This is a genomic window from Onishia taeanensis (assembly GCF_013349955.1).
Classification (GTDB): Bacteria; Pseudomonadota; Gammaproteobacteria; order Pseudomonadales; family Halomonadaceae; genus Onishia; species Onishia taeanensis_B.
Window position 1 is genome coordinate 70,686 of the sequence record NZ_JABVXC010000001.1, and the last position, 14,548, is coordinate 85,233.

18 protein-coding genes are annotated in these 14,548 nt (G+C 58.6%); 1 reads left to right on the plus strand and 17 read right to left on the minus strand.

What is annotated here, in order from left to right; genetic code table 11:
- Window positions 1-91 precede the first annotated feature (91 nt).
- Together HUS66_RS00360 and HUS66_RS00365 are read right to left on the minus strand one after the other, a co-directional pair.
- Window positions 92-499: a hypothetical protein gene (locus HUS66_RS00360; protein ID WP_175069020.1), complete on the minus strand. Its 408-nt coding sequence runs from the start codon at window positions 497-499 to the stop codon at window positions 92-94.
- 100 nt (window positions 500-599) lie between these two features.
- On the minus strand, window positions 600-935 hold the full coding sequence (locus HUS66_RS00365) for a hypothetical protein (protein ID WP_254628634.1): 336 nt from the start codon (window positions 933-935) through the stop codon (window positions 600-602).
- A gap of 65 nt (window positions 936-1,000) precedes the next feature.
- On the opposite strand from HUS66_RS00365, the gene HUS66_RS00370 reads away from it, so the two are divergent.
- Window positions 1,001-1,951, plus strand: a complete 951-nt coding sequence (locus HUS66_RS00370) for an IS481 family transposase (RefSeq protein ID WP_175069021.1) — start codon at window positions 1,001-1,003, stop codon at window positions 1,949-1,951.
- On the opposite strand, the gene HUS66_RS00375 is transcribed toward HUS66_RS00370, so the two are convergent.
- From HUS66_RS00375 to HUS66_RS00445, 15 genes are all read right to left on the minus strand, one after another.
- Entirely contained in the window at window positions 1,872-2,528 is a 657-nt protein-coding gene (locus HUS66_RS00375) for a nucleotidyl transferase AbiEii/AbiGii toxin family protein (RefSeq protein WP_425340060.1), read from the minus strand. The two genes, HUS66_RS00370 and HUS66_RS00375, sit on opposite strands and share 80 nt — an antisense overlap.
- On the minus strand, window positions 2,518-3,294 hold the full coding sequence (locus HUS66_RS00380) for a type IV toxin-antitoxin system AbiEi family antitoxin domain-containing protein (protein WP_175069022.1): 777 nt from the start codon (window positions 3,292-3,294) through the stop codon (window positions 2,518-2,520). Before HUS66_RS00380 ends, HUS66_RS00375 begins: the two co-directional genes overlap by 11 nt.
- Window positions 3,295-3,514: 220 nt before the next feature.
- Window positions 3,515-3,871 carry a nucleotide pyrophosphohydrolase gene (locus HUS66_RS00385; protein WP_175069023.1) on the minus strand — a complete coding sequence of 119 codons (357 nt, stop codon included), beginning with the start codon at window positions 3,869-3,871 and terminating at the stop codon, window positions 3,515-3,517.
- A 107-nt stretch (window positions 3,872-3,978) separates the two neighbouring features.
- A complete protein-coding gene (locus tag HUS66_RS00390; RefSeq protein ID WP_175069024.1) occupies window positions 3,979-6,369 on the minus strand; it encodes a DNA/RNA helicase domain-containing protein in 2,391 nt (796 codons plus the stop codon).
- A gap of 152 nt (window positions 6,370-6,521) precedes the next feature.
- Window positions 6,522-6,722, minus strand: a complete 201-nt coding sequence (locus tag HUS66_RS00395; protein WP_175068957.1) for a hypothetical protein — start codon at window positions 6,720-6,722, stop codon at window positions 6,522-6,524.
- A 68-nt stretch (window positions 6,723-6,790) separates the two neighbouring features.
- Window positions 6,791-7,057 (minus strand): hypothetical protein, encoded by a 267-nt coding sequence (locus HUS66_RS00400; protein ID WP_175069025.1) that lies wholly within the window; start codon window positions 7,055-7,057, stop codon window positions 6,791-6,793.
- Between the two features lie 12 nt (window positions 7,058-7,069).
- Window positions 7,070-8,566 carry a P-type conjugative transfer protein TrbL gene (gene trbL / locus HUS66_RS00405; protein WP_175069026.1) on the minus strand — a complete coding sequence of 499 codons (1,497 nt, stop codon included), beginning with the start codon at window positions 8,564-8,566 and terminating at the stop codon, window positions 7,070-7,072.
- Window positions 8,567-8,579: 13 nt separating this feature from the next.
- The gene (gene trbK / locus HUS66_RS00410) at window positions 8,580-8,810 is read right to left on the minus strand and encodes an entry exclusion lipoprotein TrbK (protein ID WP_016416854.1); all 231 of its coding nucleotides are present in this window, start codon (window positions 8,808-8,810) and stop codon (window positions 8,580-8,582) included.
- A gap of 10 nt (window positions 8,811-8,820) precedes the next feature.
- On the minus strand, window positions 8,821-9,588 hold the full coding sequence (gene trbJ / locus HUS66_RS00415) for a P-type conjugative transfer protein TrbJ (protein WP_175069027.1): 768 nt from the start codon (window positions 9,586-9,588) through the stop codon (window positions 8,821-8,823).
- Window positions 9,589-9,874: 286 nt separating this feature from the next.
- Window positions 9,875-11,656 carry a TraI/MobA(P) family conjugative relaxase gene (traI, locus tag HUS66_RS00420; RefSeq protein ID WP_175069028.1) on the minus strand — a complete coding sequence of 594 codons (1,782 nt, stop codon included), beginning with the start codon at window positions 11,654-11,656 and terminating at the stop codon, window positions 9,875-9,877.
- Between the two features lie 34 nt (window positions 11,657-11,690).
- Entirely contained in the window at window positions 11,691-12,062 is a 372-nt protein-coding gene (traJ, locus tag HUS66_RS00425) for a conjugal transfer transcriptional regulator TraJ (RefSeq protein ID WP_175069029.1), read from the minus strand.
- A gap of 112 nt (window positions 12,063-12,174) precedes the next feature.
- The gene (locus HUS66_RS00430; RefSeq protein WP_175069030.1) at window positions 12,175-12,381 is read right to left on the minus strand and encodes a hypothetical protein; all 207 of its coding nucleotides are present in this window, start codon (window positions 12,379-12,381) and stop codon (window positions 12,175-12,177) included.
- A gap of 114 nt (window positions 12,382-12,495) precedes the next feature.
- Window positions 12,496-13,254 carry a replication protein P gene (locus tag HUS66_RS00435; RefSeq protein ID WP_254628635.1) on the minus strand — a complete coding sequence of 253 codons (759 nt, stop codon included), beginning with the start codon at window positions 13,252-13,254 and terminating at the stop codon, window positions 12,496-12,498.
- Window positions 13,151-14,005, minus strand: coding sequence for a DnaT-like ssDNA-binding domain-containing protein (locus HUS66_RS18055; RefSeq protein ID WP_425340064.1), 855 nt, complete (start codon window positions 14,003-14,005; stop codon window positions 13,151-13,153). The genes HUS66_RS00435 and HUS66_RS18055 overlap by 104 nt, the downstream gene beginning before the upstream one ends.
- 58 nt (window positions 14,006-14,063) lie before the next feature.
- The gene (locus HUS66_RS00445; RefSeq protein ID WP_016416860.1) at window positions 14,064-14,276 is read right to left on the minus strand and encodes a hypothetical protein; all 213 of its coding nucleotides are present in this window, start codon (window positions 14,274-14,276) and stop codon (window positions 14,064-14,066) included.
- Between the last annotated feature and the right edge of the window lie 272 nt (window positions 14,277-14,548).

Here is a 14,548-nt window from a genome sequence, read left to right on the forward strand (position 1 = left end):
CCTCTTCCTTGAAACAGAATTGAAGCTAGAACACAACTTTCAGCTCGTCCACGCTAGTTCTAATGCAATTAAAAGTAGCTGCTCAACGTCCCTATGCGTCGCTAGTGGTTATAATTGAACTCTCAGTAAGCAGCATCTTGTCTTTGATGTAGCTGCGCGCCTGGGCCATTACCGCTTCGTTGCGTTCGATACGGTCGGCGATTTCGTAGGCGAAATGCAGCTTGTCATCGCCGCTGACCTTGGCGCAGTAGAGGTCGTTGATCCGGTCGATGATCTCGGCCAGGCGCTGCTTCTCGGGATCTTGGAGCTTGCCATAGCGGGCATCGTTGACCGAGGTAAGGCCGTAGCCCTCCCCGGCCACTTCCAGGAGCAGGCGTTCCTCCTCACGCTTGATGAGGCGATAGTGGGGCAATTCCAGCCAGCTGACGTACTCCCAGCCGCCGGCAGACATGGCCTTGGTGATGTTCCACTGGAACAGAGCTTCCCTGCTGTTCGCCATGTCATCCCCTGCGCGTAGCGTAATTATGCGTAACAGCGTAGCGTTTAAAGGATATAAGGAGAAGTCTACTTAAGACGGTACGTTGCAGGGCTATTGGGCATTAGCTCCGAAGACTACCCAGAGCCTGCTCCAAGAGCTCAAGTGACTGACGGTGCTTGTCAGCCCCCATCTTCTGGATATTGGCGAGCTTCCAGCGCACAGCAGGCAGCCGATCAACACCTGACAGTGGAAGCAGCGTCCAATCGGGCGTTCCCTGCTTGAACGACAGCAGAAAGCGAACATCCTCATCCATCATCAGTTGGCCCAACCGCGTCAGGAGTTCGTGCCGGACGTCCTCCAGCTCCTGCAAAGGAAGGTCAGCCCTGGCCATCCCGACAAACTCCTGTCGGTAGACGTCATCCAGTGGTTTCAGTCGCGGATTGATCACTTCATTCAAGGGCCTAGGTGTGCGGTCCCGCGGAGTAATGGTCTATCTTACGAGCCACTATCGGAGGATGACCCATGGCTCAGATTCTTCATCAACGCGCCACGACCACGCACGCCATCCGAGCAGAGATACAGCGATCGACGGATTCGGTCGCGGCGTTGAGCCGTCGCTACGGCATCAACCCCAAGACGGTACGCAAGTGGCGCAGCCGGGATACCGTCGAAGACACTCGGATGGGCCCCAAGGCGGCTCGCTCCACGTCGCTGACACCCCTGGAAGAAGCCGCGGCCATCACCTTTCGACAAAAGACCCTGCTGCCCCTCGATGACTGCCTGCATGCCCTTCAGCGAGAGATCCCTTCGCTGACCCGATCGAGCCTGCACCGCCTTTACCAGCGCCACGGCATCAGTCAGTTACCCAAAGTGGGCGATCAGAAGCGCGAGAAGCAGCACTTCAAGCGCTATCCGATTGGCTACCTGCACATCGATATCAGCGACATCCGTACCGGCGAGGGCAAGGCCTACCTGTTCGTCGCCGTGGATCGGACCTCCAAGTTCGTCCATGCCCAGCTATACCGGAAGATGACGAGACAGATCGCCGCTGACTTCCTCGAAGATACGCTGAGAGCGCTGCCTTACCGCGCCCACACCGTGTTGACGGATAACGGGGTGCAGTTCGCGAAGAAAGCCGGGACAGAAGCCTACAAACCCCATGTCTTCGACGCCGTTTGTTATCGCCACGGCATCGAGCACCGGCTGACGAAACCCTTCCACCCCTGGACCAACGGGCAGGTGGAACGCATGAACCGCACCATCAAGGAGGCAACGACCCGAGCGTTCCATTACACCTCGCTGGATCAACTGCAATCCCACCTGAATGATTACCTGTGGGCCTATAACAGTGCTCGGCCACTCAGGGCGCTGAGGGGCAAGACACCGATTGCATTTATTCTGGAGCAATGGCAGAAAGAGCCCGAACGGTTCCATGACAATCCGAACCACTACTTCCCGGGACCAAACACCTAGGATGCCCCAGCAGATAGACCAGGAAGCCTTCGAATACGCTTCGATCCAGGCCGCCCTGGTTCAGCAGCAGCTTTACATCGAAAAGGTCCCGGGGGTGCTGGCGGTCCAGCGCGGCGCAGATCTTGCCGCCATACAGGTCCGGCAGCGACACCACCTGCACCGCCGCAAAGCCGTACTCGTCCTCAACGGCTTCAACGACATCGCGCTCCTGGGTCGGGTGCAGAGTGCCACGTAGTACCGGCGACACCTCCACCTTCACCTGGCTACGCCCTCGGCGCACCAGGATTCTCAGCTCGTCTCGGCGATTATCCTGAAGCTCGGCGCGTACGCCTGGCAGCCGAGCGCTGAAGGACTCTGTGAGGCGCTGCAGCGCCTCGCGACAGCGTCGCAGTGCCTCGTCACGGGGCTCCAGCGGCAAGTAGGCCAGGTCGATATCGACCGATAGGCGGGGTAATGGCTGCACGAAGAGGTTGATGGCCGTACCGCCCTTCAGGGCGAAGCACGGCTCGTCATTGAGGAAAGGCAGCAGCGAGACCAACAGCCTGACCTGTTCGTGGTAGCGAGCTTCAATCGGCATGCAGGAACGCCTCCGGCACCGTCACGTGATATTCCCTATCCAGCTTGCCGCCCTGGCAGAGCTGCCGCTTGCCTTTGCCGAGGTCCAGTCGACGTGGTTCCAGGCGAGCGTACCAGGCATGCCCGGCGTGGCGAGCCAGCACCAGGAAGGCCCGCTTGGTTCTCACCGAACGGCACCCCTCCAGCAATGCCTGCAGCCGGCGCGGACGCAGCGTGTTAAGCCCGCCGAAGGTGTCCACCAGCTCACTGCTGAACAGCAGCTCATTCGGCGTCACGGCGATCCACTCCAGGACCGCTCGCTCGGGTGTCGATATCAGCAAGCTGAAGGCCCTGCCATCCGGCGCGTAGTCCGTGAAGCTGCCGGGAATCTGCACCGGCAGGCCCTTTTCAGAGTGGAGCACCATCCGTCCTGCCCACTCGGCATCATTCAACCACCGGGGCAGCCGAACGGCCTCCTTGCCATATAGGTGCGTTGTGCGCTCCCCCATGGGCAGATAGTGGGCAAAGCCATGCAGTGCCAGGGCCGTCTGGCCACCCGGCCAAAGCAGTGGTAAGCCCGTGTCGTCGTTCGTCTGCAGGGCGAAGACAGCGCTCTCCCAGGTAAGAGGCTCCCCCGCTTGGCAGTAGGCGCCGTGCCCCACGCGCTGCAGCCAGCCACTGCTGGCCAGCTTACGCGCCTGATCCGAGGTGACGCCGTGTGACGCCAGCCAGGCTGTCGTCACCACGGCGCCATACGGGATCTTGTGCAGCAGCTGGTTTATCTTCACGTCAAAAAGCGGCCTTAAATTCCGTCTTCAGAGTGAAGAATAAACCACACTGGTTTATCTTCAAGTACTAAATCGCCATTCATGGCCGCTTTTAGCGCAACTTTTAAACCGAAAGCTGAGTCTCCGGCCCTGCTTGAGCCCGAATTCAGCGGGAGGAAGCTTGAGGGACGAAGCCAGGCAGAGAAGGCCGCTGCAGAGGACAAAGCGGCCACACATCACGTCAATCCTGATAGTGCGTGTATTTTTTCGCACTTCCCTTCACTTGGTCGGCGGGATATTTCTCCGCATTCTTCTCTATCTTCGCCCGGCATGCCGCTTCAATATCCACGTCCAGCTTGCCCGCCAGCCGGATCAGGTAGAGCTGAACATCGGCAATTTCATCGCGCACGGCGGCCAGTTGCTGCTCATCCAGCTCCCTGGACTGCGCTTCGGTCAGCCACTGGAAGCACTCCTGCAGTTCAGCTGCCTCTACCGTCAGCGCCATGGCCAGGTTCTTGGGCGAGTGGAACTGGTCCCAGTCGCGCTCGGTGGCGAACTGGTCCATGGCGTCGCGGAGCTGCTTGAACGGATCTGACATCTAGGGCTCACCTGGTTCTGCGGTATCGGATAGCGGTGAGCATGCCTGCTCTGCCGCTCGCTATCTAGCCTACATCGGCATAGACGGCTATCCGGCCGCCCACTCGCTCACAGCACGGATAGGAATTCGCCGATGACCTTCAGGTCCTCAAGCTCGTCCTCGAGCACGATGTCCTTGTACCCGAAGGCGTTGGTCTGGGGCTTCAGCACGATGCGCTGGTTCACGAACTCGCCATACTCCTCGACTTTCTCGCTCTGGTACAGCTTCACCGTGAAGCTGCCGCCGTGGTCCGGGTCCTCGATGGCGCGATGCTGAACCACGACGACCTTGCCTTGCCGGGTGCCGCCGGGGTTGGCACGGAACAGGCACCAGGCGCCGTTGGGGATGCGCCGGTTCATCGACTCCCCCACTACCCGGCTGACGAACAGGTCGGGGCTCGCACGCATGAAGTCCGGCAGCTCGACCCAGTGCTCGGCGTCGGCGATTTGCATCTCGCTGAACTCACCGGCGGCGATGCTCAAATCGTACACGGGCACATGGCGCTCGAACGGCGCGGCCTGATCACGCGTCACGATGGGAAGGTGCAAGCCATCTAGCGTCTCGGCCTCTTCAGCCAGATCAGTATGCTCGGTGGCTGCCTGTGAACGAGCGAAGGCCGCGAAGTACTCACGGGTCTCAGGGTCCGTGGCATAGACGTAACAGCCCTTCTGGCCCCGCGTCATCAGCGTGCGATAGGTGTTCTTGATGATCTGGTCCGCCAAGGCACGGGCATGCTCAGGCTGCTCCTTGAGCATCTTCTTGTAGCCGTGCACCGAGCGGTCCTGCCCTGCCCGCTTGGCCGCGTCTGTCACCACGCGGCCGTCACGAATCACGAAGTCGTCGCCGATGATGACGCCGACGTAGTCGAACTCCAGGCCCTGGCAAGTGTGGATGCAACCTACCTGCTCTGCTGACCCATCGGCGATAGCCCAGAGCATGCCGTCGTCATCGAGGTTCCACTGGGCCGCGAAGCCATGTTCGGGAAACACGATGTCCATGGCCTGCTTGTCCTTCTTGCTGGCCCAGGGCCAGCAGTAGCCCGCCACCATGCGCGCCTTGTTGGCCTTGCGGTTCTTCTCGAGAATCGCCCGGCGCATGGCACTCGGGTCATCGAACACCTGGAAGTCGTAGTCGATGTCCTCCAGGTCGGTGTTGGCCGTGGTGCGAATCTGAAGGGCGTGATCGAGCCAGGCCAGATAGCCGTCCGAGCCGTTGCAGCGAAACTGAGAGGCCAGCTCGAGCTCGTGGACATCGGCGCCGCATTCCGCCGCTCGCCGCCGGATCTCCTCGACCGTGCCCACGTCCTTCAGCGTTACGCGCTGCGCTTCATCGATGAAAAAGATCGAGAAGCGTGACGCACCGATCACCTCCTTGATCTGGCTCTCGCCCAGGTTCTGGTACATGCCGGACTTCTCGTTCAGGCGGTGTGCCTCATCGACGATCAGCGCATGGAAGGTATCCGGCTCGGCGTTGACGTAGCTGCCCGAGCCCTTGAACAGGTTGTCGATGTGGGTCTTCTTTCGAGTACCGGTCAGCTTCTTCTTGAAGACCTCACGAGGGGCCGAGTTGCGCGAGACGTACTGCGTCATCATCTCGCGCTTAGTCAGCTCCACCAGCAGGTTGATGGCCACCACCGACTTGCCGGTGCCCGGCCCGCCCTTGACGATCAGGCACTGCTTGTTGTCGCTACCTGCACGGTGAGCGAGGTCAAGCGCGGTTTCATAGACCAGCTTCTGGTCGTCGATCATCAGGAACTCGGCGTTGCCTTGCATCATCGAGGCCAGGGCATCCGCCAGGTTCTTGCTCGGCTTTATCACACCATGCTCGATGCGATACATGATGTCGTTGCTGTCGCCGTACTTGATGTGCTGGCTCAGAAATTTCGAGAGCTTCAGGGCATCCTGCGAGATGAAGACCGGCGCACGGCTTGTGTGGTGCTCGTAGAAGGGATCATTGATGGCGTGCCCCTGCTTCATGTTGTGCAGGTAGGCGCAAGGCACCAGGCGGATTGACTCCGAGCGTACCGTCTCGTTGTAGTCCTCGATCAGCGCGCCATAGGACCACGCCTGATACGACGGATGGTTGGTCTCACGCACGCCGCCGCCCAGCTGGGTGCGCACGATGGCATCCTTATTCGTCACCTCGACGGACTGCCACTGCTTCAGTTCCACGATAACCGCCGCATCATCCCGCTGGTGGTTCTTGCCGGTCAGGATGAAGTCCACCCGGCGATTGGTCAGCGGGATGTTGTACTCGATGGCGACCCCCGCCGATGCAGGAATGCCCTCGTCGAGCAGAGCGCTCATCATGAAGCGAAGAGAGTTCTCCCACGACGCCACCTCACTACGGGGCGAGTTGCGGTTCAGCCTGCGTGCCACCTCGTTCTCGATGGCGTCGGTGATGACGTTGGCTCGTACATCGTCGATGAACTGCTGCTTGGTGGCGTTATAGACCAGCATATCCTCAAAAGTTCCCTTTTCCGTCAGCTAGTTATAGTTTTTTCGCATGAATGCATTTAACAATTATGCACGCTGGCGGCTGCCACAGCACAGATCAGAGCTAAAAATGCTGAGAGGGCCTGGGTCGGTGAGAACTGGCTTCGGCGACCAGCCTATCTATCTGCTTTTCGCCTCTTCAGCTCAGCCCGCGCCCAAGCAGATGCTTCTTTCATATCCCGCCGCAATTCGTCGATCTCCTCGGGAGTCAGCCACCGAACCACCGGCTCCCCGCTTTCTGGGTGCGTCTCGCCGGCCTGCTCGTCGGTTTTGGTTTCCAGCTCTTTTCGCCGTTGTCGGCATATCTGTTCGTCCATGCGCTCCTCCTAACGGAAAGGCGGCCATTGGCCGCCTGAGCTATCGCTGGTCAATGGCTCCCATAATGTCAGAAGCCCGTATCAGAAAATCCCGCCGCCTCTGAAAACGGGGTTTTTCCGGTTCCAGTTCCTACATCGTTGCTAGTATGCGTGCTGCGTGGTGCCTCCTCGCGGCCCGAGTGGGCCGGACGGTTCACGAAAGCGGCAATCTCTGCCCCGAAGTTCCTCTCTCCCTCGACCGATAGCTCGACGGCAGGTACGAAAGCGGCTTCGGTGTAGGCCTCCCTCCCTTCATCGAGCATATCCAGGGCTACCATAAAATGACGTTGTTTCATCGTGGGGTCTCCTTAGGTGTCCTGCTGGCCACGGTTCACAAAGCTAGCGATCTCGTCGTCGCGTTCCTGCTGACTTTCACTACCACCCAGGCTGTCACTGTCGAATGAGGGAGCAGAATCATCCGCTTCCGCGACCTCACTATCCCCTTCCGGCTCCATGCTCGCGCGGATGGAGGACGCCATGCGGCCACCAGCGGTTTGATTAACCCTGCTCTGAAACTTCCCAGCCATCTTCGACCCAACCCCTTTAGCTAGCTCGCCAGCCGTTCCAGCACCCAAGGATGCTGCTCGCTTGAATCCGCCACTACCACCAGATCGGGAGCCAGAACCAGCGAAACCAGCCGCCTGCGCAAATGGTGTGTCACCAGTGTCAGCTCCATCTCCGGTAGAGCTGCTGCCACTCCCACCACCGCTGCTGTCACCTCCAGTGCCAAAGCTCGGCATGTCGGCTCCAGACCCAGACATATTGGACTGGGCCTTCTCGAAGGCAGCCTTGATGGCGGACCCGCCACCTACTGCATTCGCCGCACCGCCCAACATTGCGCTCCCAGCCATCTTTCCCGCCGTGAGGGCCATACCTGCCGCTGTCATGGCTGCTCCTACCGCCGCACCGGCACCAAAAGACCCGATGCCCATTGCGCCCACGCTGCCACCCGACACCAGGCCGGAAATCATCGGTGGAATCTTGTTAACCAGAAATAGCAGGATCACCGAAACGACCAGCATCACGACCAACTCCTGAGACGCCATGTTCTCGCTCATCTGCGAGTAGTAGTGAGTAATAAACTCCCTACCGATGGCGACCAGGAGAACCATTGCCATCAACTGAGCCGCTATGCCGAGAATAGCCTTGTAATAGTTGATCGCCATATCTGATGTCCAACGGGAGCCGCCAAACCCCAGGAAAAACACTCCCGCATAAAGCAGTATCCAACTGGCGGCTAGCAGCAGGAGCAGGTTGACGGAGATAATCGCCAACACCAGTAATACGGCCAAGGCCATACCTTCCATCACCAGTGCAGTGACAAACTGTTTCCAGCTCAACTCTGACGTGGCCTTCACCGTCTGGTCGTACAGTTCAAAACCGATATCGAGGATGCTGGAAGGCCCCAAGTTGTCGTTGGAGAGGCCACCGGCTTGCGCCCCAAGGGCTTGCAATGACTGTACGATGGTTCCCGCGATGTTCATGCCCTGAGTTGCGTTCGTCAGCAACCACCAGAAAAAGCCTGTAAAGATGGTGAAACGAACAAGCTCGGCAAAGAACTCAGCAATGTCGGCCTTGCGCAGCGCCATCATGCCGAACGTCCAGACCATCGAGATCACTACCAGGGTCCAGAACAACCGACTGGCGGCCGCTTCTATGGCAGGCCCCCACGTTGATGCCGCAGAGTGAAAGCGGTCCAGCACATCATCCATGATATTGCTGCTGGATAGCTCCTGAGCCATTGCGGTATCAGACAGCATGACGACGGCCATCACCCCCAAACCACCAAAAACGAATCGTTTCATGCGACGCCCTCCCTCAATATCTATCGGGGGAGCTGGGTTCAAACTCCCATTCCCGCATGCGTTGGGCCTTCTCGAACGACCGGCAGGCTTCAGTAAAGGCTTTTCGGTTCGATTCTCGGCTTAGCTCGCTGATAGTCTGCTGAAAGGCAACTGGCGCGCACGTGATCGCACTCGCCTCTGGTACCATTTCCTGCTCACAACCTACCAAGGCAACAGCTGCCACAAGTGGGATGATCTTCTTCATCGCGGCCTCCTTAATAGCGATCTGCTGCGCTAGGTTGGTAATTCCAGGTACGCATCTGCCGTTCCCGCGCTTCCCCTCTGGCGTTAGCGTCCAGTTCGGCGGCGAGACGGGCGGCTTCAGCGTTCTGCTGAGCAATCAGCAAGCTGCGAATTTGCAGGAGTTGGTTAGCCTGGTTACTGGCGAGCTGGTTGGCGTAACCAATGGCGGCAAGCTGGCCATCCGCGCCCTGGGCGGCGGATTGCAAACGCTCAAGCTGTCGAGCATCAGACGCCAGGTTATCCTGTTGCTGATCCAGCCCTCGGAAGAGCGCATCGTTGGCCGCTTTTTGCGATTCAGACGCCAGGCGACGGTTTTCATCCATCGCTGCACGTTCGGCATCCGTGCAACCGCCGCCATTGAAGCAGGGGGAACTCCGGTAATACGCTACGTCCTGGAACTTGCCCAGGTAGGCATCGAGGCTGCCGAGCTGGTTCTGGTAATGCTGAAGCGTATTGGTGGCTTGGATCAGATCATTAATCGTGGATTGTGCCCTGTCCCAGATATAGGCCGCTGGAGCCATGGTGTTTTGCAACTGGTTTTCATACTGCTGCAACTGCGTCTGGTACTGCTCGATCTGCTTGAGAGTCTGAGAGACGGACTCCATCGCCGTCATAACGTTTTGCTGCAGGTTGGTACCGTCGACGACAGGGATGCCCGCTTGGGCAGGCATGGAAGCGGTTAACGCCAAGGACATGACCGCGACAGGAATTTTAGCCGCTAAAATTCTTTCTCTTCTCATGATTGAGTGCTCTTAGCTTCATCGTGACTAAGTTGCACTCACCAACCTGTAGCGGCTCGCTCATGAAGATTGCGAGCCACTACCCCTGCCGGAGAACCCAGCGGTGAAGTGTGGACCTCTACAGGGATAGCTCGTCACTTACTATCCCGGCGTCCGACCTGCGCGACACCGTCAGAACGCGCGGCCAATGGTTGTTGAACATCGGTGTCATTGTCCTGGGGAACGGTTAGGCTTCCCAAGGGTTAATCGCATCTACTGTTTGTTGCCGCCTTCCAAAGGGAAAGCACTATAGTGAGCGTCCCTTTTGCTGTCTTTTTGCCCTCTTGGCGTCCATCTCTGCCCGTAACTTGGCTTTGCGGCGCTCTTGCCCGCTCGGCCCCCGTGGGGGTGGTGTCGGAGTCTTGCCCGCTTGTCCCTCAAGGTGAAGCACATCGGCCTGGGACAGCGATTGCAGCCGGTTCCGGCGCACCGGGGGTGGCGGCTGACCGATGGGCGGCACTCCCGCCCGTTTGCTTCGGGTCTTGGCCGAGGCGGTGTTCTCGCCGTTCGCCAAGGCTTGTCGGCGACGTTCCAGCCCGGCGTCCGCAAACCGTATAGGCAACTGCCCATCCGCTGCCGCCTTGATCACCCGCGCTTTGAACTCCGGCGAACCGTTCACGGTGATGCGCTCGCCGTAGCGTTCCATCGCCATCCTTAGCGCGTTCTGGATGCCTGCCTGGTCGGACTCCCTGGACACCTGTAGCCGGTCGCCATCGTCGCGCACGGCGCTGGCTCCGGCCCGGTAAATGATGGTGCCCTTCTTGGTGATGTTGTCGATCACCGGCGCATGGCCGGGCTTCGCCTGTCCCTCACCCTTCAAGGTGTTGCCCTTGAGGCCCTGGGCGGCCTCCCTGGCTCGCAAAGCGGCTAGGGCCTCGGTATCGCCCTGCAGGGCTTCCCGTTTGAGCCAGTCGGCCCATGTGCGGCGCCCGTGGGCTTCATGAATCGCCTGGCGTTCCTCCCGGTACTGCTTCTGGATCGCGTCAATGTCGGCTTTCAGGGCGCTGCTGGCCTGCGCATACAGCACCTTCTTGGTCAGCCTGCCGCTGGTGAGCTTGATGGCCGCCCGCCGGGCCTTGCCCTTCTTCTTGGCGTTCTCAATCCGGCGGTCTTTTTGCCGCCTGACTTTTTCCAGGGCCGCCGTCTTGTTGGCCGCCGCGCTCTGCAGTTCTGATTTGAAGCGGGCGTAAAGCTCGGTAGTGTTCACGCGCAGCCGTACCGGGTCTTTGCGGTACTGGCGGCGGGGTTTGGCCTGTTGCGCCTGGTCATGCTCGAACGGGCCGAAACGGGCCTCCAGCTTCGGTTTGGAGAATTCCCGCCCCAAGGTGCTCGCCTTGACCACTGCGTGATCACCCGCCACGATAACCAGCCCATTCCCCCGCGCCCGGAGTTCCAAGCCGTTGTCACGCATGACCTGGTGCAGTCCGTACCAAGACTGCGCGGCTTTAATGTCCTCCAGGCACTCGCGCTTGATCCAGCCGATCAGACTTTCAATACCGGCATGACGCTCCATGTCGGCCGCTCGGGCCTCGGCTCCGCGTCGGCGCGGCATGTGGTTGTCCTGCTGCAACCCGTAATCCCGTTCCATGACCTCGCATAACTCGGCCAGGGTCTGGTGTGGGTAGTAGGGTTCGTGGATGATGTTGCGCGTGGGGTGGATCTTGTTGACGGCGATATGGATGTGCAGGTTGTCGGTATCGTTGTGAACGGCGCTAATGCGCTGATGCTCTCCAAAGCCCAGCCCCTTGCAAATACGGTCCTCGATGGCCACCAGGATATCGGCCTCAACCTGTTCCCCAGCCCGGAAGCTGACAATCAAGTGATAGGTCTTGTCGCTCTTCGCTCGGGTATTACCGAACTGGGTCGCTAGTACCTCGCTGACGGCATCCTGGACCGAATACGCCACGCAGTTGGTCAGCCGTACCGCGCCAAGACGGTGCTCCTTGCTTTGCTCGTCGGTGATGTAATTCACCAGACCAGCAAAGTCTGACTTGCCCAGGGAGCGCATGGGGACGTGTTTGGCGATCATGAGTGCCAGCCCCACATTTTAGCAGCTAAAAAAATCACGACCTGGCCCTTGGCTGCACCACGGATTTCAACACCTGACTCATTTCCTCCTGAGTGGCTTCGATCCTTCCAAGCAGGCTAAGGATGGTAGCCGCCCCGAAGTGAGCCGTTCTCACGTCATCTGTCAGCCAGAGCTTGAGCAAGCCCCCTAAACGCCCCAAGTCACCATTTACACGAACCAGCTCGCGGACATACTCGTAGTCCATAACGCCACTGACCTGATAGCCCTGCCCCACTTCCCGCAGATAACAAGCAACGCTTAGCCCTGCCTGCCTGGCGTTGGACTCAATCAGTTCTCTCTCTTCCGGAAGGCAGTACACCTTGAGCGGAGTGCTGTTCTTCCGTGTCACTCTTTGCTTCTCACTCATGCCAGCTCCTATCTCAGATGCCATGCTTTGCAGAGCAGGATTTCCGTTGAGCACCGCAGGTGCGAATAAGGACCAGTGAAGAGGAACACCACGCTTGCGGGGTGGGACTACTTCACACATCCTGCCCGCACTTCAGCGTTGATTTTTGTAGGTACGCCATGTGCAAAGCATCGCTATTTCTCTGCATTTCGTTGCACGGATCTGTTTTTTCCTGTGCATTCGTGAAAAACAGCCCCGAACTCTGATGAAGTCGATACTTGCGGCGATAATGCAGCACTCCAGAAGCGGTAAAACAGCGATCTAACAGTGAATTACCCATAGCGGTGTCCTTGCGCTTTCCACATTGAAATACACAGATTTCCACGCGGTTTCCGCACTGCCCCTCAAATGTCAATGAATCAGAAGCGCTGCCCCTCAAGTGTCAATGAAACACTCAAGTCTTGCCGACCGCGTTGCGTAGAGCCGTAAGCCCATGCGCGGAACTCATTCGATGAGGAAGACCCGCAGCCTTGACCGCTCGATTCGCAGCCTCGTGTCCGGCCCGCTCTGCCAGATCGGCGGGGCTACGATTGCGGTCATTCTCCAGCAGTGCATAGGCCACCAGTTGTTCTCCATTAATCAACCGATTGACCAAGGCTCCATACTCCAGGGTGAAGTGACGTTCGAGACGTGACCAAGCCGACAACGCCGTGTTATGCGTAAGCTCCCACCAGCCAACGGCGCTACCCGCCATCCTCACGGCTTCATGGCTCCAGTGCCATTGGGTCGGTTCATGAGCATGGGCGCATACCTCACGCCACGCCTCCTCCAGACCAGGCATACCAAAGTCCTCTGGGCGCGGCTCGCAGAGAACCGCGAATGCAGCAGGTTGCGGTGGCCAGGATTCGTTACCCATCCGCGTTGCTTCCTGCACCCCCTCACGACAGCGTTGGATCCCCAGCTCCAGGTGTCGACGAGTCAGGAAAGCCAGCTCAGCCATCCAGACACCTGATTCATCGAAGGCCCCCCACTGGCTCGTGAACTTCCATCCGTACAGCACACCCAGAGCATCAAACAACTGATCCACATCAGCTTCTCCGATCAGCGGGCTAGTCTTCGTCGATGATTCCCCCACTCTGTTGAGCTTTGGCGCGTGCTCGTGCTTCTGCAGCGGTAACACGGCGAGATGGAGTGCGTTGGCGGCGATGTCCATTAGCGAGTCCTCCGGTAGTGGACTGAGCTGCGAGCACATCTTTGCGCAGCCAGTCGGCAAGCTTGGTATGCCAGGCAGCCGTGCTGGCCGTGCGGCCAGTATCAGCATGGTGGGCCGTGAACTTGGCGAGCTGGTGTTGCTCGGGAGCCAGGTCAGCCGAGAGACCTGCTCGCAAACAAGCCATAGACAGCTCAGTAGAGTCCGGCCTCCATTCGAGGGTCATGGGAAAGCGATCCGGACACATTGAGATGGCTGACGAAGATTCTTGAAGAGAAACTGCGTTACTGTTCTGATCCGCTCGACCAAGCATCGGCTCTCCCGCCTGAGAGTGAGAGAGGTTCATTGATGGTTCATTGGTGGTTAGGGGGACACCAGATGTCCAGGGGCCCTGGTCACCAGGTGTCCGGGGGCCCCGGACTCCATGTCCATGGGGGGTGGACTCGGTGTCCAGGGGGGTGTAAGTCCTCTCCGCGACTCGATTTGCCAGTCTCAGTTGATACAGGTTGCTGGTCTGCCCCGCCGCATTCCGACGAGGCTGAATGCTGAGTAACTGATACTCTTCGAACTCACGCAACCAACGGCGAACGCTCTTGGTACTGGACTCACAGCGGCGTGCCAGAGTGGAGATGGCTGGCCAACACACCCCTTCTTCGTTGGCGTTGTCGCCCAAGGCTACCAACAGCAGGCGACGCCCAGCCTTGTTGTCACGCTCGTTCAGGTAGCTCAGTTGGACATCCCATGCCCAGTTCATGGCGACAATACTCACGCCTTACCCCTTCGTATCCGCTTCACTTTGCCGCTCTAACCGCTCAGGCTTCATCAATCAGCCCTGCAACGTCGGTTGCACGGAAATAGACACGCCTTCCAACCTTCCTCTTGGCGGCATTCCATTTCACAGCAAACTCTGACTGGCTCTGCAAAGATATTCGGAGACCATCGGGACTACGCTTCAATAATTCCGACAAATCGGTCAGGGAGAGCAATGGCCCATAACGTTCAAGCAACTGTTCTTCGGTTGTCATAATCACCTCAAGATAGCGCATAACGAGATTACGCTTTTAATATCTACGCCAACTTGCGGTTATTTTCAAGCAATTGATTTAAAAGAAAAAGTATAGCTATACCTGCCTTAAAAAAGTTCACCTATACTTTCCTAAAAGCACTCACATTGATTCAATAAGCACGATATCTTCATATAAAAATTAAGCAGCAGCCTAGGCACTCACGTCCCTCAAGTGTCAATAACCACCCTGGATAAATCGCCTCACGCACGGGGCTTGGTCAATGCACTTCT